Annotated in this window: 18 protein-coding genes; 9 read left to right on the top strand and 9 right to left on the bottom strand. The window is 64.0% G+C overall.

All coding sequences use genetic code 11. The features are described 5' to 3' along the window. Positions 1-8 precede the first annotated feature (8 nt). The 4 genes from galU to H7A12_11315 form a co-directional block, all read right to left on the bottom strand. Complete coding sequence (gene galU, locus H7A12_11330; GenBank protein ID MCP5321400.1) at positions 9-845, bottom strand: UTP--glucose-1-phosphate uridylyltransferase GalU; 837 nt, start codon at positions 843-845, stop codon at positions 9-11. Between the two features lie 105 nt (positions 846-950). Further along, positions 951-2192, bottom strand: a complete 1242-nt coding sequence (locus H7A12_11325) for a hypothetical protein (GenBank protein MCP5321399.1) — start codon at positions 2190-2192, stop codon at positions 951-953. A 135-nt stretch (positions 2193-2327) separates the two neighbouring features. After that, positions 2328-3746, bottom strand: a complete 1419-nt coding sequence (locus H7A12_11320; protein MCP5321398.1) for a mannose-1-phosphate guanylyltransferase/mannose-6-phosphate isomerase — start codon at positions 3744-3746, stop codon at positions 2328-2330. Between the two features lie 3 nt (positions 3747-3749). Further along, positions 3750-5111 (bottom strand): UDP-glucose/GDP-mannose dehydrogenase family protein, encoded by a 1362-nt coding sequence (locus tag H7A12_11315; protein ID MCP5321397.1) that lies wholly within the window; start codon positions 5109-5111, stop codon positions 3750-3752. A 161-nt stretch (positions 5112-5272) separates the two neighbouring features. Here H7A12_11315 and fabA point away from each other — a divergent pair, with 161 nt between their 5' ends. After that, entirely contained in the window at positions 5273-5827 is a 555-nt protein-coding gene (fabA, locus tag H7A12_11310; protein ID MCP5321396.1) for a 3-hydroxyacyl-[acyl-carrier-protein] dehydratase FabA, read from the top strand. A 28-nt stretch (positions 5828-5855) separates the two neighbouring features. Continuing rightward, positions 5856-7076 carry a beta-ketoacyl-ACP synthase I gene (fabB, locus tag H7A12_11305; protein ID MCP5321395.1) on the top strand — a complete coding sequence of 407 codons (1221 nt, stop codon included), beginning with the start codon at positions 5856-5858 and terminating at the stop codon, positions 7074-7076. Here the strand turns inward: fabB and H7A12_11300 are convergent. From H7A12_11300 to ssb, 5 genes are all read right to left on the bottom strand, one after another. Beyond that, entirely contained in the window at positions 7066-8532 is a 1467-nt protein-coding gene (locus tag H7A12_11300) for an MBL fold metallo-hydrolase (protein ID MCP5321394.1), read from the bottom strand. The genes fabB and H7A12_11300 overlap by 11 nt on opposite strands. A 13-nt stretch (positions 8533-8545) precedes the next feature. Beyond that, positions 8546-9760: a molybdopterin molybdotransferase MoeA gene (locus H7A12_11295; GenBank protein ID MCP5321393.1), complete on the bottom strand. Its 1215-nt coding sequence runs from the start codon at positions 9758-9760 to the stop codon at positions 8546-8548. Between the two features lie 8 nt (positions 9761-9768). Beyond that, a complete protein-coding gene (gene moaB / locus H7A12_11290; protein ID MCP5321392.1) occupies positions 9769-10290 on the bottom strand; it encodes a molybdenum cofactor biosynthesis protein B in 522 nt (173 codons plus the stop codon). Between the two features lie 80 nt (positions 10291-10370). Continuing rightward, a complete protein-coding gene (locus H7A12_11285; protein MCP5321391.1) occupies positions 10371-11219 on the bottom strand; it encodes a sugar nucleotide-binding protein in 849 nt (282 codons plus the stop codon). Between the two features lie 51 nt (positions 11220-11270). After that, complete coding sequence (ssb, locus tag H7A12_11280) at positions 11271-11741, bottom strand: single-stranded DNA-binding protein (GenBank protein MCP5321390.1); 471 nt, start codon at positions 11739-11741, stop codon at positions 11271-11273. Positions 11742-12210: 469 nt separating this feature from the next. Here ssb and H7A12_11275 point away from each other — a divergent pair, with 469 nt between their 5' ends. From H7A12_11275 to H7A12_11245, 7 genes are all read left to right on the top strand, one after another. After that, the gene (locus H7A12_11275; GenBank protein MCP5321389.1) at positions 12211-13182 is read left to right on the top strand and encodes a TerC family protein; all 972 of its coding nucleotides are present in this window, start codon (positions 12211-12213) and stop codon (positions 13180-13182) included. 31 nt (positions 13183-13213) lie between these two features. Beyond that, positions 13214-13510, top strand: a complete 297-nt coding sequence (locus H7A12_11270) for a zf-TFIIB domain-containing protein (protein ID MCP5321388.1) — start codon at positions 13214-13216, stop codon at positions 13508-13510. A 64-nt stretch (positions 13511-13574) separates the two neighbouring features. Further along, positions 13575-14450 (top strand): protease HtpX, encoded by an 876-nt coding sequence (gene htpX / locus H7A12_11265; GenBank protein ID MCP5321387.1) that lies wholly within the window; start codon positions 13575-13577, stop codon positions 14448-14450. 282 nt (positions 14451-14732) lie between these two features. Continuing rightward, entirely contained in the window at positions 14733-15707 is a 975-nt protein-coding gene (locus H7A12_11260; GenBank protein ID MCP5321386.1) for a helix-turn-helix transcriptional regulator, read from the top strand. 88 nt (positions 15708-15795) lie between these two features. Continuing rightward, positions 15796-16617, top strand: a complete 822-nt coding sequence (locus H7A12_11255) for an SDR family oxidoreductase (GenBank protein MCP5321385.1) — start codon at positions 15796-15798, stop codon at positions 16615-16617. Positions 16618-16713: 96 nt separating this feature from the next. After that, entirely contained in the window at positions 16714-18930 is a 2217-nt protein-coding gene (locus H7A12_11250) for a TonB-dependent receptor (GenBank protein MCP5321384.1), read from the top strand. A 75-nt stretch (positions 18931-19005) separates the two neighbouring features. Then, positions 19006-20139, top strand: a complete 1134-nt coding sequence (locus H7A12_11245; GenBank protein ID MCP5321383.1) for an MFS transporter — start codon at positions 19006-19008, stop codon at positions 20137-20139. The last annotated feature ends 8 nt before the right edge of the window (positions 20140-20147 follow it).

Below are 20147 nucleotides of genomic sequence, written 5' to 3'. Positions count from 1 at the left end.
CTACGGGCCTACGGTTTGCCGGTCTTGTAGAAGTGCTCGTAGCAGTAATTGGTGGCCTCGACGAAACCGTCCACGCTGCCACAGTCGAAGCGCCGCCCCTTGAAGCGGTACGCCATCACGCAGCCCTCGCGTGCCTGCTGCAGCAGGGCGTCGGTGATCTGGATCTCGCCGTTCTTGCCGGGGGGCGTCTTGCGGATCAGATCGAAAATGTCCGGGGTCAGGATGTAGCGGCCGATGATCGCCAGGTTGCTGGGAGCATCGGCGGCAGAGGGCTTCTCCACCATGCTGGTGACGCGGTACAGATCGTCGCGAACCGCCTCACCCGCGATCACGCCGAACTTGTGGATATGCTCGGTCGGGACTTCCTCGATGGCGACGATGCTGCAACGCACCTGCTTGTAGATCTTCACCATCTGCGCCATCACGCTGTCGCCGCCCTCGTTGAAGCAGAGGTCATCGGCAAGGATCACGCCGAACGGCTCGTCACCGATCAGCGTCTGGCCGGTAAGGATCGCGTGTCCCAATCCCTTCATTTCGCGCTGGCGCGTGGTGGAAAACACAGCACGATCGATCACGTCGCGAATGCCGACCAGATACTGCTCCTTGTCGGTTCCTGCAATCTGATGCTCGAGCTCGTAGCTGGTATCGAAGTGGTCGTTGATCGTGCGCTTGCCGCGGCCGGTGACGAACGCGATCTCGTAGAGTCCGGCATCCAGCGCTTCTTCCACACCGTACTGCACCAGCGGCTTGTTGACGATCGGCAACATCTCCTTCGGCATCGCCTTGGTGGCAGGCAGAAAGCGGGTACCGTAGCCAGCAACGGGGAACAGGCATTTCTTGATCATTGAAGGTCCGGTGCAAAGTGGTGAAACAAGCCCATTGGCAGCCACGGCGGCATACCAAGGATCGCAGTGAAGTCTAGTCAAAGCCGGAACCATCGGACAGACACATCAGCGATACAGCGGCAGTCGTCCCAGTCGGCGTTCGATCTCCGTTGCGAGCCGTTCGTAGGCCGGCTCACCGGGTCCACCGTAGCGACGCCGGAACTCGGCGTCGGGAAGAAACTCCGGCAGCCCATCGAGCGCAGGCAGCAGGTCGGCATCCCGTGGTGAGTTGCCGAGCACCTCGACGAGGCGTGCCGGATCGGTCCGGATCAGCTCGCCGAGACGCGTGCCGGCCCGGTCGGCTGCAAGATCGGCAAAGGAAAAACCGCTGCCACGACGTGCGTCCTCCAGTTCCTTGTAAACGCCGATCGCGGTCGCCACCGGCTCACCCGCCCAGGCAGCCAGCGCCGCGGAGACCACGAAGTGCTGTGCACTGTCATGGCGGCCACGCAGGGCAAGTACGACGCGCGGCGCCTTCGGCCAGCCGACAGCCTCCGGAACCAGGGCCGAGAGGCCCTGACCGGCAAGATAACTCGCCAACACCAGCAGCGCAGCCCTCCGCTGTTCGGCTGACACATTCGCGGCGCCGAGCATGGGTCCGAGTACCGCGGCCAGATCGAGACGCGAACCGACCGCCCTGCCCTCCAGCAGATCCACATAGCGGGCGTTGGCAGCACGGATTCGTGCCACGTCCGCCGGCAGCAGCGCCACCTCGCGCGCGCTGTCGAGCAGGTCCGGGTTCCACGCATAACGCAACTCGACCACGTCCGCTCCGGGGTCGAAGGCAAGCCCGCGCACCGCACGCCGCAGCATGCGCCATTCATTGCCGTAGCCTGCAGCGGCGATCCCCAGATCGAGCAGAGCCTCGGCCGCGGCGGGTGGCAGCACGAGCTTGCCGATTCGCACTGCCGACAGATGCGGCGGACCGGCAGCGGCCGGCACCTGCAACTGCAGGTTCAGGAACGCGGGCGCAACCAGCAGCGGCAGACTCAACCGCAACTCGGCCGCATCGGGTACCAGCCCGAACGCAGCACGCGCGCGCAGCACCTGCGTAGCCGCGTAGTTGATCCCCTCATCCAGCAAGGCAGCCGGGATGCGCACGGTGCGCTCCTCCCCGGCTCGCAGCCGACGCGGATCGTTACCGGCAAGCAGTTGCCGCGCCTGGCCGATCGCTTCGGTGGAAACGGTTGCCTCACGCTGTACCAGGGGTTTCCCGTCCAGCACAGAGAAGAGCAGCCCGACGAACGCCAGAGCCGCGACGAGCGCGACAAGCAGCAGGGTGGCGAGAAAGCGGAACAGGGAGCGCATACGAGGGCCTCATTGGCGCACCAGGCACGCCGGGAACTCAGCCGCGCCTGCGATTTCCTGGCACGACCAGGCTTGCCTCAAGAGGCTGTCGCCAAGCACTGCGAAGCGCGGATCAAGGGTTCTTGCGCCAGTCTCTCAAGCCGGCGCACGACCGTAGACGTCGGTGAAACGCACGATATCGTCCTCGCCGAGATAGCTGCCGGTCTGCACCTCGATCAGCTCCAGCGGGATCTTGCCGGGATTCGCGAGGCGGTGCTTCGTACCGAGCGGAATATAGGTCGACTGATCCTCGCGCAGCATGATCTCCTGCTCGCCGCAAGTCACATGCGCCGTACCCTTCACGACGATCCAGTGCTCGGCTCGGTGGTGGTGCATCTGCAGCGAAAGCTGCTGTCCGGGCTCCACGATGATGCGCTTGACCTGGAAGCGACCCGACTCGACCAGGCTCTCGTAGGAACCCCACGGGCGGTAGACACGCTTGTGGTTCAGCGCCTCGCTGCGCCGCGCCCCCTTCAGCCGTGCGACGATGTGCTTCACGTCCTGCGAGGCATCCTTGTCAGCGACCAGCACGGCGTCGGCCGTCTCCACGATCACCACGTCGTCGAGTCCGACCGCAGCAACCAGCCGCGATTCGGCGTGCACATAGGTATTCGCAACGTCGTGCAGGATCACATCACCGCGGCACACGTTGCCGTGCTCGTCTGCGGCACCCGTCTGCCACAGCGCACCCCAGGAACCCACATCGCTCCAGCCACACTCGAGCGGCACCATCGCTGCGCGGTCGGTACGCTCCATCACCGCGTAGTCGATCGAATCGGCCGGGCAGGCCAGGAACGATTCCTTGTGCACCCGGATGAAATCGAGATCGTCGCTCGCCTGCTCGCAGGCCTTGCGGCAGGCATCCAGCATCTGCGGCGCGTGCCGCTCGAGCTCCTCGAGATAACGGTCGGCGCGGAATACGAACATGCCGCTGTTCCAGAAGTACTCGCCGCTGCCGAGGTATTTCTGTGCCGTGGCGAGATCGGGCTTCTCGGCGAAGTGACTCACGGCGAATACCCCGTCACCGATCGGCGCACCGCGGCGGATATAGCCGTAGCCAGTCTCTGGCGCGTGCGGGACGATCCCGAAAGTCACCAGGTGCCCTGCTTCTGCCTGTGCCATGGCGCGCTGCGCCGCCTGCTGCAGCGTGGCACGGTCGCGGATCACATGATCTGCCGGCAGCACCAGCAGCACCGCGTCCTCGGTCTGCTGCAGCGCATCGATCGCGGCCAGCGCGATCGCCGGCGCGGTGTTGCGCCCGGCCGGTTCCAGAATGATCGACGCATCATCGAGCCCCAGCTCGCGCAGTTGCTGTGCCACCAGGAAGCGATGCTCGTCGTTGCAGACCACGATCGGTGCGCTCAGCGTCGGCATCCCGGACAGGCGCTCCAGCGTCTGCTGGAGCAGCGAGAGCCGGGTGTCGGCGAGCGGCAGGAACTGCTTCGGGTACAGCTCGCGCGAAACGGGCCACAGACGGCTGCCAACACCACCGGACAGCAGTACGGGGATCAACATGGTTCAGGCTCCCGGTTGTGATGTGGTCGCGTTGCTGCGACCGATGCCGTAGTAGGTGAAGCCGTAGTCGGCCATCAGTATCGGATCGTACTGGTTGCGGCCGTCGAAGATGACCGGTTGGCGCAACAGATCGCGCATGGCGTCGAAATCGGGCTGACGGAAGCGCTTCCACTCGGTCACCAGCACCATCGCATCGGCCTCGCGCAGCGCATCGTACTGGTACTTGCTGAGCTCGAGACGCCCGGATTCCAGCCACTCGCGCGGCACACCCGCATGACCATTGCCCGAAACGATGGGGTCGTAAGCTGCCACTGTCGCGCCGGCTGCGAGCAACCGGTCGATCAGCACCAGCGACGGCGCTTCACGCATATCGTCCGTATTTGGCTTGAAGCTGAGCCCCCAGACGCCGAAACGCCGCCCGCTCAGGTCAGCGCCGAAATGCGCCGTGATCTTGTCGAACAGCACGCGCTTCTGACGTTCGTTGCGCGCTTCTACCGCCACCAGGATCGCTGGTTCGAAGTCGCAGGAACGACCGGTCTGCACCAGCGCCTTGACGTCCTTTGGAAAGCAGGAACCACCGTAACCGCAGCCCGGATAAATGAAGGAATAGCCGATGCGGCTGTCCGAACCGATGCCCTTGCGCACATTTTCGACATCCACGCCAAGGCGATCGCAAAGGCTGGCGATCTCGTTCATGAACGAGATCCGCGTGGCCAGCATCGCGTTCGCCGCGTACTTGGTCATCTCGGCGTCACGCACGCCCATGAACAACATGCGATCGTGGTTGCGCAGCAACGGGCCGTAAAGCTCGCGCATGCGCCGCCGCGCCTTCTCGGAGTCGGTGCCCACGATCACGCGATCCGGGCTGCGGAAGTCACCAACCGCGGCGCCCTCCTTCAGGAATTCGGGATTGCTCACGACGTCGAACTCGATCGTGGCGCCACGCGCCGCAAGCTCCGCGCCGATCGTCGCACGCACCTGATCGGCAGTCCCGACCGGCACCGTGGACTTGTCGACCACGACGGCGTATCTCTGCAGCGATCGGCCAATGTCACGCGCGACCGCAAGCACATAACTGAGATCTGCCGAGCCGTCCTCGCCGGGCGGAGTACCGACCGCGATGAAGATGTACTCGGCCGCCTCCACCGCCGCTGCCGTATCGGCGCTGAAACTCAGCAGCCCGGCCTGTGTGGCCTGCTCGACCACCGGCGCCAGCCCGGGCTCGAAGATCGGTATCTCGCCGGCGCGCAGGCGCTCGAGCTTGGCCGCATCGTTGTCGACGCAAACCACGTGGTTGCCCATTTCTGCAAAACACGCGCCTGTGACCAGGCCCACATAACCGGTGCCGATGACTGCAATACGCACGATGAAGCTCTTTATCCGGACTGTCGCGACCAGCGGAAGTCTAGTGGAAGCTGCCGGGGTTGTCAGATGCGCGCCGCCTCTCGCACGGACGAAGCCAGTGCGCGGATGACGGGCATGGGCAAACTCTCTACAATTCACCAGCACTCACCTCCTCAGAGAATATGCCTTTGAGCAACAGCGCCGCGCCTCGCAAACGCTGGACCCAGTCCTCGTTCACCAAGGAAGAGCTCATCGCGTGTGGCCACGGCCTGCTGTTCGGCCCCGGCAATGCGCAGTTGCCTACCGACAACATGCTGATGGTCGACCGCATAAGTCATATCAGCACCACCGGTGGGACCCACGGCAAGGGCGAAATCATTGCGGAGCTGGACATCCATCCGGGGCTGTGGTTTTTCAACTGCCATTTCAGGGGCGACCCGGTGATGCCCGGATGCCTTGGCCTGGACGCGATGTGGCAACTGATCGGTTTCTACCTCGGCTGGAAGGGCAATCCGGGCAAGGGACGCGCGCTGGGTGCCGGCGAGATCAAGTTCACCGGTCAGGTACTGCCGGAGGCCCGACTCGTCGAGTACCGTATCGATCTCAAGAGGGTGATCGAACGCAAGCTCGTGATGGGAATCGCAGACGGCACCATGGCCGTGGATGGCAGGGTCATCTACACCGCACAGGATCTGCGGGTGGGACTGTTCACGCGTGTCGGCGAGATCCTGAGCTGAACGCACCAGGCTGGAGATGAGGTCGCATATGCGCAGAGTCGTCATTACCGGCATGGGCATCGTGTCCTGCCTGGGCAACACCAGGGAAACCGTCACCGCCTCGCTGCGCGAGGGGCGCTCGGGTATCAGCTTTGCTCCGGACTACGCGGAACACGGCTTTCGCAGCCATGTCGCCGGCCGACCGGATATCGACTTCGCAGCGCGCATCGATCGCAAGCAGTTGCGGTTCATGGGCGATGCGGCTGCGTACGCGTATATCGCGATGCAGGATGCGATCGCGGACGCGGGACTCGAGGAATCCGAGGTGTCGAACGAGCGAACCGGGATCATCGCCGGCTCCGGTGGCGCCTCCTCGTCAAACCAGGTCGAAGCCGCCGACATCCTGCGTGAAAAGGGCCTGAAACGCGTAGGCCCCTACCGTGTCACGCAGACCATGGCCAGCACCGTGTCCGCCTGCCTGGCAACGCCGTTTCACATCAAGGGGGTCAACTACTCGATCGCGTCGGCCTGCTCGACCAGCGCGCACTGCATCGGGGTGGCGATGGAGCAGATCCAGCTCGGCAAGCAGGATCGCGTGTTCGCCGGCGGCGGCGAGGAAGAACACTGGACGATGACCTGCATGTTCGACGCAATGGGCGCGCTGAGCTCCAAGCGCAACGCCACGCCCACGCAGGCTTCGCGCGCCTACGACGCCGACCGCGACGGCTTCGTGATCGCGGGCGGCGGCGGCATGCTGGTCGTCGAGGCACTGGACGTCGCGCTGGCGCGCGGTGCACGCATCTACGCCGAGATCGTCGGCTACGGCGCCACTTCCGACGGCTACGACATGGTCGCGCCGTCGGGCGAGGGCGCAGTGCGCTGCATGCGCCAGGCGCTGAGTACCGTCGAGAACCCGGTCGACTACATCAATGCGCACGGCACCAGCACCCCGGTCGGCGACATCCAGGAGCTGAAGGCGGTAGCCGCGACGTTTGCCGGCAAGCCCGTGCCGCGCATCAGCTCGACCAAATCCCTGTCCGGACACTCGCTGGGAGCCGCTGGCGTGCACGAGGCCATCTACTCGCTGCTGATGCTGCAACACGACTTCATCGCGGCTTCCGCGAACATCGACACCCTCGACGAGGCCGCCGCCGGGCTGCCGATCGTGCGCGAACGCATCGACGGCGCCGGACTGCAGCGCGTGATGTCGAACAGTTTCGGTTTCGGCGGCACCAACGCCTCGCTGGTGCTGCAGAAATTCACCGGATAAGCGGATCCGGAGCCGCGTTATCGCTCTCCCCGGGCACCACGATCCGCGCGCCGGGCAGTTGCTGGGCCAGCATTGCGGCCAACGCCTGCTTCGCCGCAGGGTCACCATGCACGATGCGCACCTCGTCAGGAGCACGGCGCATGCCGCGCACGAACGCCAGCAGATCGTCGCGGTCGGCGTGTGCCGAATAGCCGCCGATCACGTGCACACCGGCGCGGATCGTGAAGCGCTCGCCATCGAGTTCGACATAACCGCCTTGCGGGCCGTACTGCTGGATCGCGCGCCCCGGGGTTCCTTCTGCCTGGTAACCGACGAACAGGACGTCGGTGGCCGGGTCTCCGATCAACGCCTTCAGGTAGTTGACGATACGCCCACCCGCGCACATGCCGCTCGCGGCGATCACGATCGCCGGGTAGCGCGTGTGCTGCAGATGACGCACCACGCGCAGATGATCCTCGTGACCATGCACGGTGCGCACCTGCGCGAATGACAGCGGATCCCGTCCGGCCTCGATCCGCTGGCGCGCCTCTTCGTCCCAGAACGGCTTGAGCCGCTGGTAAACCCGTGTGAAGCGCGCTGCGAGCGGGGAATCGACCACGACCTCGAGCGCGTTCCACGGCAGGTCGGGTGCAGCCTCCTCACCGCGCCGGCGATGGATGATTTCCTCGATCTCGTACAGCAATTCCTGCGTGCGTCCGATGCTGAACGCCGGAATCAGCACCGCACCACGATCGCGCAGCGCGTGCTCGATCACGGCTTCCAGCCGGCGAGTACGTTCGGCACGCGCCTCGTGCACGCGATCGCCGTAGGTACTCTCGATCACCAGCGCATGACAACCGAGCGGAGGCAGCGGTTCCGGCAGCAACGGCGTGTGCGCGGCACCGAGATCACCCGAGAAGACCACCCGCCGGGGCCGTCGCTGCGCTGTCGTGATGCGGCACTCGACGTAGACCGAACCGAGGATATGTCCTGCGCGGCGCAGACGAATCTCGAGTCCGGTGCCGTCGCCGGTCTCGACGCGCTGCCAGCGATTGCACGGCAACGGTCGCAGTTGCGACTGCAGGCGCTCGAGCATGCGCGCGATCAGCGCACGATCACGCGTGGCGCCTACCGCGAGCGCATCCTCGATCACCAGCGGCAACAGGATCGCCGATGGCACCGAACAGTACACCGGGCCGGTGAAACCCGCTGCAAGCAGGTACGGCAGACGGCCCACATGATCCAGGTGCACATGCGTGACGACCAGCGCGCGCACGTGTTCGATCGGAAACTCGATCGCAAGGCGCTCGTGTCCCGCACCGTCACTGGAAGTCTCGCTACCCTGGAAAAGCCCGCAGTCGATCAGGATCGACGCAGCGTTCGGGGCATCCGGCGCACCGAGGCGCAATTCATGGCACGAACCGGTGACACCGCGAACGGCACCATGATGCAGGATCGTGAAAGGCGCTGCGTCCATGCTGCCGCAGATCTCACAGCAGCAGCACGCGCACCGGCTCGCCGTACGCCACCGTGCAGCCAGGCGGCACCACCGCCAGGCAGTCGGCCCATGCCACCGAAGAAAGTACCCCGGAGCTCTGGTTCGGATACAGCTCTACGCGCGCCACATCGCCACTGCCGACGATGCGCGCACGCAGGTACTGCTGGCGCCGATCCGGACGCGGACGCTCGAAGCCCGCCGGAACCAGCACCTCGCGCAGCACCACGCTGCCGGTGAGCCCCTGCATGCGCTGCAGGTACGGGCGCGCGATCACCTGGTACGTCACGAATACCGACGAGGGGTTGCCCGGCAGCCCGAAAAAGGGCTTGCCGAGTACGCGCCCGTAAGCGAGCGGCTTGCCCGGCATGATCGCGAGCTTCCACAGGCGCAGCGTACCGAGCTCCTCGACCGCGTTCTTCACGTGGTCCTCGTCGCCGACCGACACACCACCGCTGGTGATCACCACGTCGGCGCGTGCCGCGGCATCACGCAGACTGGCGCGCGTTGCTTCGGGCGTATCCGGCACCACACCGCAGTCGATCACTTCGCAACCGATCTCGGCGAGGATTCCTGCCACCAGATACCGGTTCGAGTTGTAGATCTTGCCTGGCCCAGCGAACTGACCGGGCTCGACGAGCTCATCGCCCGTGGCCAGTATCGCGACGCGCAACTGCGCATGGACCGTCGCGCTCGCCTGCCCGACCGATGCCAGCAGCCCCACGTGTCCTGGCCCGAGCCGCGTGCCGCGTTCGACCACTACCGATCCGGCCACGATGTCCTGTCCGCGCCGGCGGATGTTGTCGCCGCATTCGCCCGGTTTCAGTACGGTCACCGCACCGGCTCCGGCCGTGCAGTTTTCCTGCATCACGACACAGTCGGCACCGGGTGGCACCTCGGCGCCCGTGAAGATGCGCGCCGCCGTACCCGGCGCGAGCATGCTGCCCGTCGCACCGGCCGGAATGCGCTGCGCAACCGGAAATTCGCGCTGTCCTGCCTCGAGATCGGCGTGGCGCAGTGCATAGCCATCCATCGAGCTGTTGTCGGCTGGCGGCACGTCGATCGTCGCCAACGCGTCCTCGGCCAGCACCCGCATGCGCAACTGTGCCAGCGGCAGCGTTTCGGTCGCAGCGAGCGGTTCGACGTCGGCAAGCACGCGTGCGAGCGCTTCGTCGACCGGCAGCAAGCCCTCCTTGCGGTCTGCGCCCATGGCGCGGCTCAATGCGCGTAGCGACCCAGCAGCACCGGCACGAAATTGCACGGGCTGAAGGTGCTGTCGAGTTGTTCGCGAATGATCTGCTGCCACGCGGTGCGACACGCAGCGGTCGAACCCGGCATGCAGAAGATCACGGTGCCGTTGGCGAAGCCACCGAAAGCGCGCGACTGCAGCGTGGAGCTGCCGATTTCCGCGAACGAAAGCATGCGAAATGTTTCACCGAAACCCTCGATCTGCTTGTCGAACAGTGGCGTCAGCGCCTCGGGTGTGGTGTCGCGACCGCTGAAGCCCGTACCGCCGGTCACGAGCACCGCATGCACTGCCGGATCGGCGATCCAGCGCGAGACGATCGCACGCAACTGGTAGATATCGTCCTTCACGATCGCCTTTTCCGCCAGTGCATGGCCTTCGCCCGTCACGCTTTCGGCAAGGTACTTGCCGGAAGTGTCGGCGTCTGCGCTGCGCGTGTCGGAGACGGTAAGCACCGCGATATTCAGGTATTTGCGTTCGAGAATGGCTGGCATGGAACTCACTTCCGTCGATGGATGGCACATGGTCGCGCGACACGGTCGCGTGGGTCAACCGCACGCCGCGACGCACACGTTCAACTGCGGCAATATTCGGCAACCACCGTAGGCAATGCGCTGCGCCAGGGGCGCTGCCGGATCCCGAAGGTGCACAGGATCTGCTGGCAGTTGAGGATCACGTACCGGCCACCACCGGGCGTGGCGTGCAACTGCACGCTGTCGCTGCGGATTCGCCCGTACTGCGACGCCAGCGCGAGCACCGCCTCGGCGAAGTGGTATCGCGTCGTGACATCCGAACTGCAGTAGTTGTAGGTACCCCACGGACTCGCACCGCAATCGAGCTGCAGGATCATCGCGACGACGACGCGTGCGACGTCGTGCACCGGCGTGGGACAGAGCTTGTCCTCCGAGAGCTCGACGACCTGGTCGTGCTCGAGCTGCTGCATGATCTGTGTAAAGAGGTTGTCCCCATCCGACGCGATCAGCGGACCGCAACGCAGCACGATATGCTTCGGTGCACGCTTCCTGACGTAGCTCTCGGCCTTCAGCACCCGCGCGCTGCGCGGATGCGCGCTGTCGGGCCGTTCCGTCTCGCGATACGCACCGCTGGCGCGCCCGGCATACATGCTGTCGTCGGCGAAATGGATCAGCACCGCGTCGTGCGCGCGACACGCCTTGGCCAGATTTTTCGTGACCAGCAGGCTGCGCTTGTGTGCGAGCGGGTCATCGCCACGGAACAACTCGTGCGAAAGGATGTTGATCACCTGGGTGGCCCCGTGAAACGTGAACGCATGCAGCAGCAGCTTCACGCTCTCGAGCACCGGATCGTGGCTGGAAATGGAAACGAACGGGATTTCCCGCCCCTGGAGGTTCGCGGCGAGTTCGCGCCCGAGGCGGCAGTCGGCACCGATGACGACGGCCTTCATGCCGCCATCGCCGCCGGGGTGCCAGGCAAGGCGCGAGAGGAACGCGGATCGCTAGAACGGTATATCGTCATCCCAGTCACCGGGGACAGCAGCCGGTTGCGGCTGGGCTTCCCGCGCCGACTGGCGTGGTTCCGCTCCATAGCTTTCCTTTTCATCGTCACGACCACCGCCGCCGCTTCCGCCTCCGCGGCTGTCGAGCATCTGCATCTCGCTGGCGACGATCTCGGTGGTGTACTGGTCGCGCCCTTCCTTGTCCTGCCACTTGCGGGTGCGGATCGAGCCTTCGACATAGACCTTGCTGCCCTTGCGCAGGTACTCGGCAGCAATCTCGGCCAGACGACCGAAGAACACCACACGATGCCACTCGGTGCGCTCCTGCGTCTGCCCCGTGTTCCTGTCCTTCCACGATTCGGACGTTGCGATGCGCACGTTCGTCACCTGTCCACCCGCAGCAGTGGCGCGCGGCTCGGGGTCGGCGCCGCAGTTGCCGATCAGAATCACCTTGTTCACACCCCTGGCCATGTTCTCCTCCTTACTCGCACGTGTTCGACTGCGGGCGCGCGACTACAACACGCGCCCGCAAGAGCTGTCAATCAGAGGTGTCGCAGTACCACGTGCAGGCGTATGCACTCGTTCCAGCACGAACGAGTGACGGCTACCGATGGCCAGATTGGCTTGCCCCAAATGAGGGCGGCGCCGGGAAAGGCTGACGCAGTCGCTTGACTCGCACGGGTCGCTTTAGTAACGTTCGCGCCGTTCAAGGGGAGTAGCTTTCCTGTCGTCACATCGTCAATACGATCGCCAGAGTGGTGATCCGGTGTGGCGGGCGGCCGATGCCATGATGCATCGCTGCAAGCGAGACCTTGCCGAAGGGCAAGGTCCGTCCGCGAAATCCCTGACACGTCGCGCAACGGCCTGAGTCCTTCGGACCAGGCCGTTTTTGTTGCGCGAGGTGCTTTTGATGAGGACTGCTCCGGTCGATACGGTTCCAATCGAAACGATGGGGACGTGGTGGTTGTGGCTGGCATTCTTCGGCGTCGTGCTGGGGATGCTGGCGATCGATCTGGTGGCAATGAAGGGCGGGCGCAAGCGCCGTGTATCACTGCGCGAGGCGGCAGCGTGGTCCGCCGTCTGGGTGATGGTGACCCTGCTGTTCGGCGCAGGACTGTGGTGGTATCTCGACGCCAGTGTCGGTCGCACCATCGCCAACGCGCGCGGGCTCGAATTCCTGACCGGTTACCTGATCGAGAAATCCCTGGCAGTCGACAACGTTTTTGTCTGGCTGATGATCTTTGGCTCCTTCGCCGTGCCGCTCGAACTGCAGCGCCGCGTGCTGTTGTACGGCGTGCTCGGCGCCATCGTGCTGCGCGCGATCATGGTCTTTCTCGGGGCGTGGCTGATCGCGCAGTTCCATTGGGCGCTCTACCTGTTCGGTGCGTTTCTGCTGTTCACCGGCGTCAAGATGCTCTGGTTCACCGCGCATCAGCCTGATCCAGGGAAGAACCCCGTGGTGCGCTGGGTACGCAACCACCACCCGGTCACACCGACGCTGGAAGGCGAGCGTTTCCTCGTCGTACGCGACGGCGTGCGTTATCTGACACCGCTGGCCCTGGTCCTGGTTCTGGTGGAGATTTCCGACATCATTTTTGCCGTCGACAGCATCCCGGCCATCTTCGCCGTCACCACCGATCCGTTCATCGTGCTGACTTCAAACATCTTCGCCATCATGGGATTGCGCGCGATGTACTTCCTTCTGGCCGGTGTCGCCGACCGCTTCGCACTGCTGAAGTACGGTCTCGGGCTGATCCTGCTGTTCATCGGCACCAAGATGCTGATAGTCGATTTCTACGCGATCCCGGTGCTGGTGTCGCTGCTGGTGGTGGCCGCCATCCTGGTGCTGTCGATGGCCGCCAGCCTGCTTTTCACGCGTCGCCGGGAATCGTCGGCACCGCAGCCGGTCTAACCCCCAACCTGGAAACGAGGAGATTGCCAACATGATGTGCCCGTCCTGTCAGATTGAGCTGAACATGTCCGAACGCCAGGGCATCGAGATCGACTACTGCCCGAAATGCCGGGGAGTCTGGCTCGACCGCGGCGAGCTCGACAAGATCATCGAGCGCTCATTGCAACTGGAGGAGAATGCCACCGGCGCCGAGCCCGCCCGGCAGCCGGCAATTGCGGCCCGCCATGACCGCGACGACCGTCGCCGCGATGGCTATGGCAAGTACCACGACGATAACTACCATCGACGCCGCAAGAAATCCTTTCTCAGCGAGCTGCTGGATTTCTGATCGAGACGGTTTTCCAGCCCCGCCACTTCTCTTTGAATGTTTAGGCTTCCGGAGCGAAGAACAGATGAAACGCATTGGATTGTTCCTGCTGACCAACCTCGCCGTGATGGTGACGCTATCGATCGTCGTGCATTTGCTCGGCTTCAACCGCTTCATCAGCGCGCAGGGAATGAACTACGCCGCGCTGCTGGGCTTTGCCGCCGTGTTTGGGTTTGGCGGCGCGCTGTTCTCGCTGATGATTTCGAAGTGGTCCGCCAAACGCATGGTCGGTGCGCGGGTGATCGAGACACCGCGCAACGCCACCGAACAGTGGCTGGTCGAGACCATCCGTCGTCAGGCCGCCACCTCCGGCATCGCGATGCCGGAGGTGGCAGTCTATGATGCCGACGATGTCAACGCCTTCGCCACCGGCCCGGGCAGGAACAATGCGCTGGTCGCTGTGTCTACCGGCCTGCTGAGCCGGATGACGCGCGAGGAAGCAGAGGCGGTGCTCGGCCACGAGGTGTCGCACGTCGCCAACGGTGACATGGTGACGCTGACGCTGATCCAGGGCGTGTTGAACACCTTTGTTGTCTTCGCCTCGCGCGCGATCGGCAACGTCATCGATCGCGCCATCCTGAAGAACGAGAGTGATGCACCGGGCATCGGTTATTACGTCAGCTCGATCGTACTGGACATCCTGTTCGGCATCCTCGCGTCGGTCATCGTCGCCTGGTTCTCGCGCCAGCGCGAGTTCCGTGCCGATACCGGCGGCGCCCGGCTGGCCGATCGACAGGGCATGATCAATGCGCTTCGCCGGCTGCAGTCGATCCAGGCAGAAGCGCACATGCCGGGTACGCTGATGGCGTTCGGCATCAACGGCAAACGCAGTGGCTTCATGACGCTGTTCGCCACGCACCCACCGCTCGAACAGCGTATCGAGGCGCTGCAGCGGCAGTAAGCGTGCGACGAATGGGAAGGCGTCACGATGGGGGGCCGAGTTGACCTCGCCCCCCCTCAAACGGCTTCAAAAGGCCCAAATGAAGAGGTTCGGGCATCCTGCCGCCTTTCAAGGAAAAAGCATTTTGGCAAGATGGCCTGCGCAATGTATTCAATCGCAACAACGCATGGTTGTGCGGATGATCGTCATTGTTGGTCACGGCCGCACTGAATACCATCCTGCGGAACAGCTCGACCAATCGGGTTCCGCTGTTTTGGACCAAGTTGCGGTGCATTGATTCGAATGGCAAACGTACCGCACTGGCCGCCCATCGTCTTTTTGCGGGAGCAACACTGCTCTCCGAACCGGGCGAACGGGTCGATGGACACGAAGACCGGCACTGGAGCGATGACGCTCGATGACAGCAAATTCAAGCCGTCGTGGTCTACACTGCATCTGTTTCACGGCACCCGTAATGAGCGGCAATTAATTGATAAAACACACGTTTTATTTGTTTTTACGCCCAATGCATCCCCCGTTCGCGAACAATCCGGGGCAGTGCGGATGACGTCAGTGGAATTGGCAAAACTGCTGGCCGAGTTCCAGCACCAGAGCCTGAAGCTGATCAACGGTTTCCTGCCGATCCGTTCCTCGGCGTTCTTTCTGGTCGGTCCGGACATGCGCCACCGTGATCTGGTCACGCACAATCTGGCACGGCGCGAGGACGAGCGTTACCAGCGGCGTTACATGCATATGGACCCGCTGAATCCGGCGCGACACGAGAACTCGGCGGAGACCGTCATGCACATGGACTCGATCATGAGTCCCGACGAAATCGAGAGTTCCGCGTACTTCCGCGAATTCCTCGGGCCGATGAACTTCCGTTACGTGGCCGACATGTTTTTCCGTTCGGAAGGCAAGATCGTCGCCGTGATCACCATGCTGCGCGATGCGGACCAGGGCGCCTTCTCCGCCGGGGAACTGGCCACCCTGCGCCACCTGCAGACGTTTCTCGAATACGCCCTCGGCAGCGTGTATCTGCCCAAGCGCATCACCGAGCGCAAGAGCATCACGCAGAAATACCATGTGACGTCCCGGGAGCTCGACGTGCTCGAGCTGGTACTTGCCGGTGTCGGCAACAAGGCAATCGCACACGAGCTGACGCTTGGCCTGTCGACCGTCAAGTCGCACCTGCAGCACATCTACCGCAAGACCGGCGTGGCCGGCCGCGCCGAGCTGATCTCACGCATCGTCGCCGACCTGCACACGCGCGACTGAATGCACACCAACGCCCTGCACACCGACGCCCGATCCCATCCTTTTGGCTGATACCGCGCGGCCGAGCCTCGGCGTAGGGTGTGTCGGCATGGAGACCTTCAGCCTTCACGACCGGATTGCGCTGGTTACCGGTGCCGCTGCCGGCATCGGTGCCACCGTTGCCCGCACGCTCGCCGCAGCAGGCGCGACCGTCGTGATGAGTGATCTTGCGTCACAGACAGCCTCGGCGCAGGCTGTGGTGGCAGATATCCGCACCAGCGGCGGACACGCCGAATTCGTCGCACTCGACGTGAGCGACGAGCAGCAGTGGCAGGAGGCGATGGTCGCGATCGAGCGTCACCACGGTGGGCTCGACGTGCTGGTGAACAACGCCGGCGTGGTGCTCGTGAAGCCGCTCGAGGAAGCATCGCTCGAGGAGTTGCGCTGGATCTCGCGCACCAACATCGAAGGCGTATTCCTCGGCATCAAAAGCGCGCTGCCGCTGATGAAACCACGCGCCGCACGCCGCGCGGCGGGGGGGTCGATCGTGAACTTCTCGTCGGCGATGGGCATCAAGGGTTATCCGTTCGGATCGCTGTACAGCATGACCAAGGGTGCGATCCGCCTGCTGAGCAAGTCGCTGGCGCTCGAATTCGCGCAGCTCGGCTATAACATACGCGTCAACTCGCTGCACCCCGGACTCGTGGACACCGGCATGGTCACGCGCGAGACCGAGAAGTTGTCACAGCTCGGCGTGATGGGCACCAGCACACCACAGGAGATGCGCCAGGCCTTCGAGAGGCTCAACCCGCTCGGACGTCTCGGCAGCACGCAGGAAATTGCCAATGCCGTGCTGTTCCTTGCATCCGATCTCAGCACCTTCATGAACGGAGCTGAAATGACGGTCGATGGAGGAGAGACAGCGCAGTAGCGACGCCCATCATGTGCGCCGCGTGACCGGGAGAACGCGACGGTCGGGACCAGGGTTCCAGACCGGATAACGACAACTACGAAACGGGAGCGTCCCATGAAAAGAATCGATCGCCGCCGACTGCTGTGCCAGATACTGCCGCTGGCTGCAGCCCTTGCCTCCATACCGGCCCATGGCGCCGTCCTGGAAGAAATCGTCGTCACGGCGCAAAAGCGCGAGCAGAACCTGCAGGACGTCGGTGTTTCCGTCACGGCGTTCACCGGCAAACAGATACGCGAACTCGGCTTCACCGACTCGCTCGACGTCATCGCCCAGACCCCTGGGCTCAGCTTCGGCACACCTACCGCCGAAGGCAACAACGCGTCGCTGTCCCTGCGCGGGGTTGGCCTGTCGGATTTCAACGACAACAACGAAGGGCCAGTCGCCGTCTATGTCGACGACGTCTACGTCAGTGCATTGTCCGGTGTGACGTTCCAGCTGTTCGATATCGACCGTATCGAGGTGCTGCGCGGTCCACAGGGAACCCTGTACGGACGCAACACCACGGGCGGGCTGGTACATTTTCTTACCGCACGACCTGCCAAGGAGTTCGAGGGCTATCTCGACGTCGTGCTGGCCGAGTACAACCAGCGCAAGGTGGAGGGCGTCATCAGCGGCCCGCTCGGCGATACGGTGCAGGCACGACTGTCGGTGGCACACAACGAGCACGACGGCTACGTGCACAACCGCTACCCGGGCGGCAAGAATCCGAACGACGCCGACAACAACGCGGGACGTCTGCAGATCGCGTGGCAACCGAGTGACAGCATCGACGTACTGCTGAATGTGCACGGATCGAGGAACGACGCCAATATGGGTGCCTGGCAGCACGAGGCAACGTATTCGCCCGACGGCGGCGTGACCTCGCTGCCCCTGCCACCGGATCTCGACTTCTATGGCAGTTGCCCGGGCTGCGACGCGTTCGGCTACCGCGACACTGACGGTGATCCGTGGGCCGGCGACTACGACCGCGACGGCAAGCTGCTGATCAAGAACTCGGGCGGCTCGGTCAACCTGCGCTGGGATGGCGAGGGGCTGAGCTTCACGTCGATCACCGCGTACGAGTCCTTCGGCCGTTACTACGAGGAAGATACCGATATCTCGCCGGCCAAGATCATACACAACACCTACAAGGCGGACATCGACCAGTTCACGCAGGAATTCCGCCTTGCCGGTGAGCGTGATGCGCTGCACTGGCTGGCGGGACTGTACTACTACCAGCAGAAAACCGATGGCGCCTTCCAGATCGACGCGAGCGGCATCGGTTTCATCATCGGTGACGCGAACTATGTGCAGAAGACACGGTCGTGGTCCGCGTTCGGGCAGCTCGAATACGCGCTGAACGAGCGCTGGAGCGTGCTGGCCGGGTTGCGCTACACCGCCGAGAAACGCAAGCTGGATTACCTCAGCGTGGACCTCGGTGGTCTGCTGCCACCCGATGCCAACACGATGTACGACTACGACGACGACATCTCCAACGACAACGTCACCGGCAAGCTCGAACTGGACTGGCGCCCGTACGACGGCATGCTGCTGTACGGCGCCGTATCGCTGGGAACGAAATCGTCCGGATTCAATACTGGAATGCTCGACGAGACCGGTCTGTTCGGCGCTACCGTGCGCACCGACGTACCATACGACGAAGAGCAGCTCACGAGTTACGAGATCGGCATGAAGACCGATCTGTTCGGGGGCACTTCGCGCCTGAACGTGGCCGCCTTCTACTACGATTACTCGGACTACCAGGCCTTCGCCTTCGTCAACCTGAACCAGGTGATCTTCAACACCGACGCCACGATCCACGGCATGGAGCTCGAGTTCGTCACCAGCCCGATCGAAGGGCTCGACATCCTGCTCGGTGCCTCATTCCTCAAGACCACCGCCAAGGACATTCCGCTGAACGACGGCTCGGGCATCACACGCAACCGCCGCATGACACTGGCGCCGGAGTTTTCGCTGAACGGTCTGGTGCGCTACGAATGGCCTGCGCTGTCGGGTTTCCTCGCCACGCAGCTCGACTTCAACTATCAGGATGAGACGTACTTCGACATCCAGAACCATCCGATCTCGCGCATGGGAAGCTACGACGTCTGGAACGCCCACGTGTCCTGGGCCTCGAGCGATCGCCGCTGGACGGTGGGCGCCTTCGTGAAGAACGTATTCGAGAAGAAATACCGGACGTATTCTTTCGATGTCACCAACCTGTTCGGTTTCAACCAGGTCGCGTGGGGCAGGCCACGCTGGGCAGGCGTGAGCCTGCGCTACAACCTCTGACCGGGGACGATCATCGGGAGCCGGACCATCAGAGCATTTGACGACAGGCTGTCCACGACCCTGCTGATCGCGGCGGTGTATCCGCTGGGTCCGGCCGCGCTGATCCTGATGCCGATGCTGGTCGGCGGCCTGATCGACGGCCGCGGCATCAGTGAACAGCAGGCCGGGTACATCGCGGCCGCCGAAGGCATGGGGCTGGTCGCCGCCTCGCTGGTGGCGGCGCTGTGGGTGCGACGGATATCGTGGGTGAACGTACTCGTTGCGGGGTGCGTGGTCACCGCTGCGCTGAACCTCGTGAGCGCCATCACCGGCTCGTACCAGTGGCTGTTGCCGCTGCGTTTCCTGGCCGGTTTCAGTGGCGGGACGATCTTTGCGCTGACGGTTGCCGCACTCGGTGACAGCCGCCATCCGGACCGCGCCTTCGGCATCGCGCAGGTGGTACAGGGCGTGCTGATGTTCTTCGCGTTCGCAGCCGCACCGTCGATCCTCGAACACTGGACCGTCGCCGGACTGTACGTGATGCTCGCCGCCGCAGCGATCGCGATGCTGCTCGCAGTGCCGCAGTTCCCGACCGAGGGGGCACGCCGGATCGAAGCGGAGGCCGGCGATGGTTCGGTGGCGGATCACGCCGCGCTGATCTGGGCCGGGCTGGTCGCGAGCTTCCTGTTCTTCGCCAGCGTGTTCGGCTTCTGGGCCTATATCGAGCGGGTCGGGCAGGCGGCCGGGCTGTCGATCGAATCGATCGGTCTGGCGCTCGGCGCCTCGCAGTTCGCTGCCATCGTCGGCGCGGGCGCCGCTGCGGTCGCCAGCACGCGCTTCGGCCGTGCTGCACCGCTGTTACTGGCGCTGTGCGGGCAGTTACTGGTGTTGTGGCTGCTGGTGGGTCGCTTCAGCTCGCCCGTCTTCTTCGTCGGAGCGGGCCTGTTCCAGGCGCTGTTCGTGCTCGCGAATTCATACCAGCTCGGCGTGATCTCGAAGATCGACGCCAAGGGCCGGGCACTGGTGCTGGTCACCGGCTTCCAGGGGCTGGGATCCGCCGTGGGGCCGGGCATCGCTGCGTCGCTGATCGACGGCGGCAACTACGTGCCGATCAACCAGGCATCGGCGCTCGCCTGCCTCGCGGGTATCGCGGTGTTCCTGTTCATCATCCAGCGCACGCGCCACCTCGCCAGCCCGCTGGTACACGGCGATGTCCCCACCGGCCATTGATCACGATC

The sequence above is a fragment of the Pseudomonadales bacterium genome, from assembly GCA_024234165.1.
Classification (GTDB): domain Bacteria; phylum Pseudomonadota; class Gammaproteobacteria; order Pseudomonadales; family UBA5518; genus UBA5518.
The sequence above is the reverse complement of the archived record's forward strand: the minus strand, read 5'-3'. Positions and strand labels throughout refer to the sequence as shown.

Bases quoted from the DNA above. Each gene is read 5' to 3' on its own strand.
- galU (MCP5321400.1), bottom strand. From the start codon at position 845: ATGATCAAGAAATGCCTGTTCCCCGTTGCTGGCTACGGTACCCGCTTT.
- H7A12_11325 (MCP5321399.1), bottom strand. From the start codon at position 2,192: ATGCGCTCCCTGTTCCGCTTTCTCGCCACCCTGCTGCTTGTCGCGCTC.
- H7A12_11320 (MCP5321398.1), bottom strand. From the start codon at position 3,746: ATGTTGATCCCCGTACTGCTGTCCGGTGGTGTTGGCAGCCGTCTGTGG.
- fabA (MCP5321396.1), top strand. From the start codon at position 5,273: ATGCCTTTGAGCAACAGCGCCGCGCCTCGCAAACGCTGGACCCAGTCC.
- fabB (MCP5321395.1), top strand. From the start codon at position 5,856: ATGCGCAGAGTCGTCATTACCGGCATGGGCATCGTGTCCTGCCTGGGC.
- H7A12_11300 (MCP5321394.1), bottom strand. From the start codon at position 8,532: ATGGACGCAGCGCCTTTCACGATCCTGCATCATGGTGCCGTTCGCGGT.
- H7A12_11295 (MCP5321393.1), bottom strand. From the start codon at position 9,760: ATGGGCGCAGACCGCAAGGAGGGCTTGCTGCCGGTCGACGAAGCGCTC.
- moaB (MCP5321392.1), bottom strand. From the start codon at position 10,290: ATGCCAGCCATTCTCGAACGCAAATACCTGAATATCGCGGTGCTTACC.
- H7A12_11285 (MCP5321391.1), bottom strand. From the start codon at position 11,219: ATGAAGGCCGTCGTCATCGGTGCCGACTGCCGCCTCGGGCGCGAACTC.
- ssb (MCP5321390.1), bottom strand. From the start codon at position 11,741: ATGGCCAGGGGTGTGAACAAGGTGATTCTGATCGGCAACTGCGGCGCC.
- H7A12_11270 (MCP5321388.1), top strand. From the start codon at position 13,214: ATGATGTGCCCGTCCTGTCAGATTGAGCTGAACATGTCCGAACGCCAG.
- htpX (MCP5321387.1), top strand. From the start codon at position 13,575: ATGAAACGCATTGGATTGTTCCTGCTGACCAACCTCGCCGTGATGGTG.
- H7A12_11260 (MCP5321386.1), top strand. From the start codon at position 14,733: ATGGCAAACGTACCGCACTGGCCGCCCATCGTCTTTTTGCGGGAGCAA.
- H7A12_11255 (MCP5321385.1), top strand. From the start codon at position 15,796: ATGGAGACCTTCAGCCTTCACGACCGGATTGCGCTGGTTACCGGTGCC.
- H7A12_11250 (MCP5321384.1), top strand. From the start codon at position 16,714: ATGAAAAGAATCGATCGCCGCCGACTGCTGTGCCAGATACTGCCGCTG.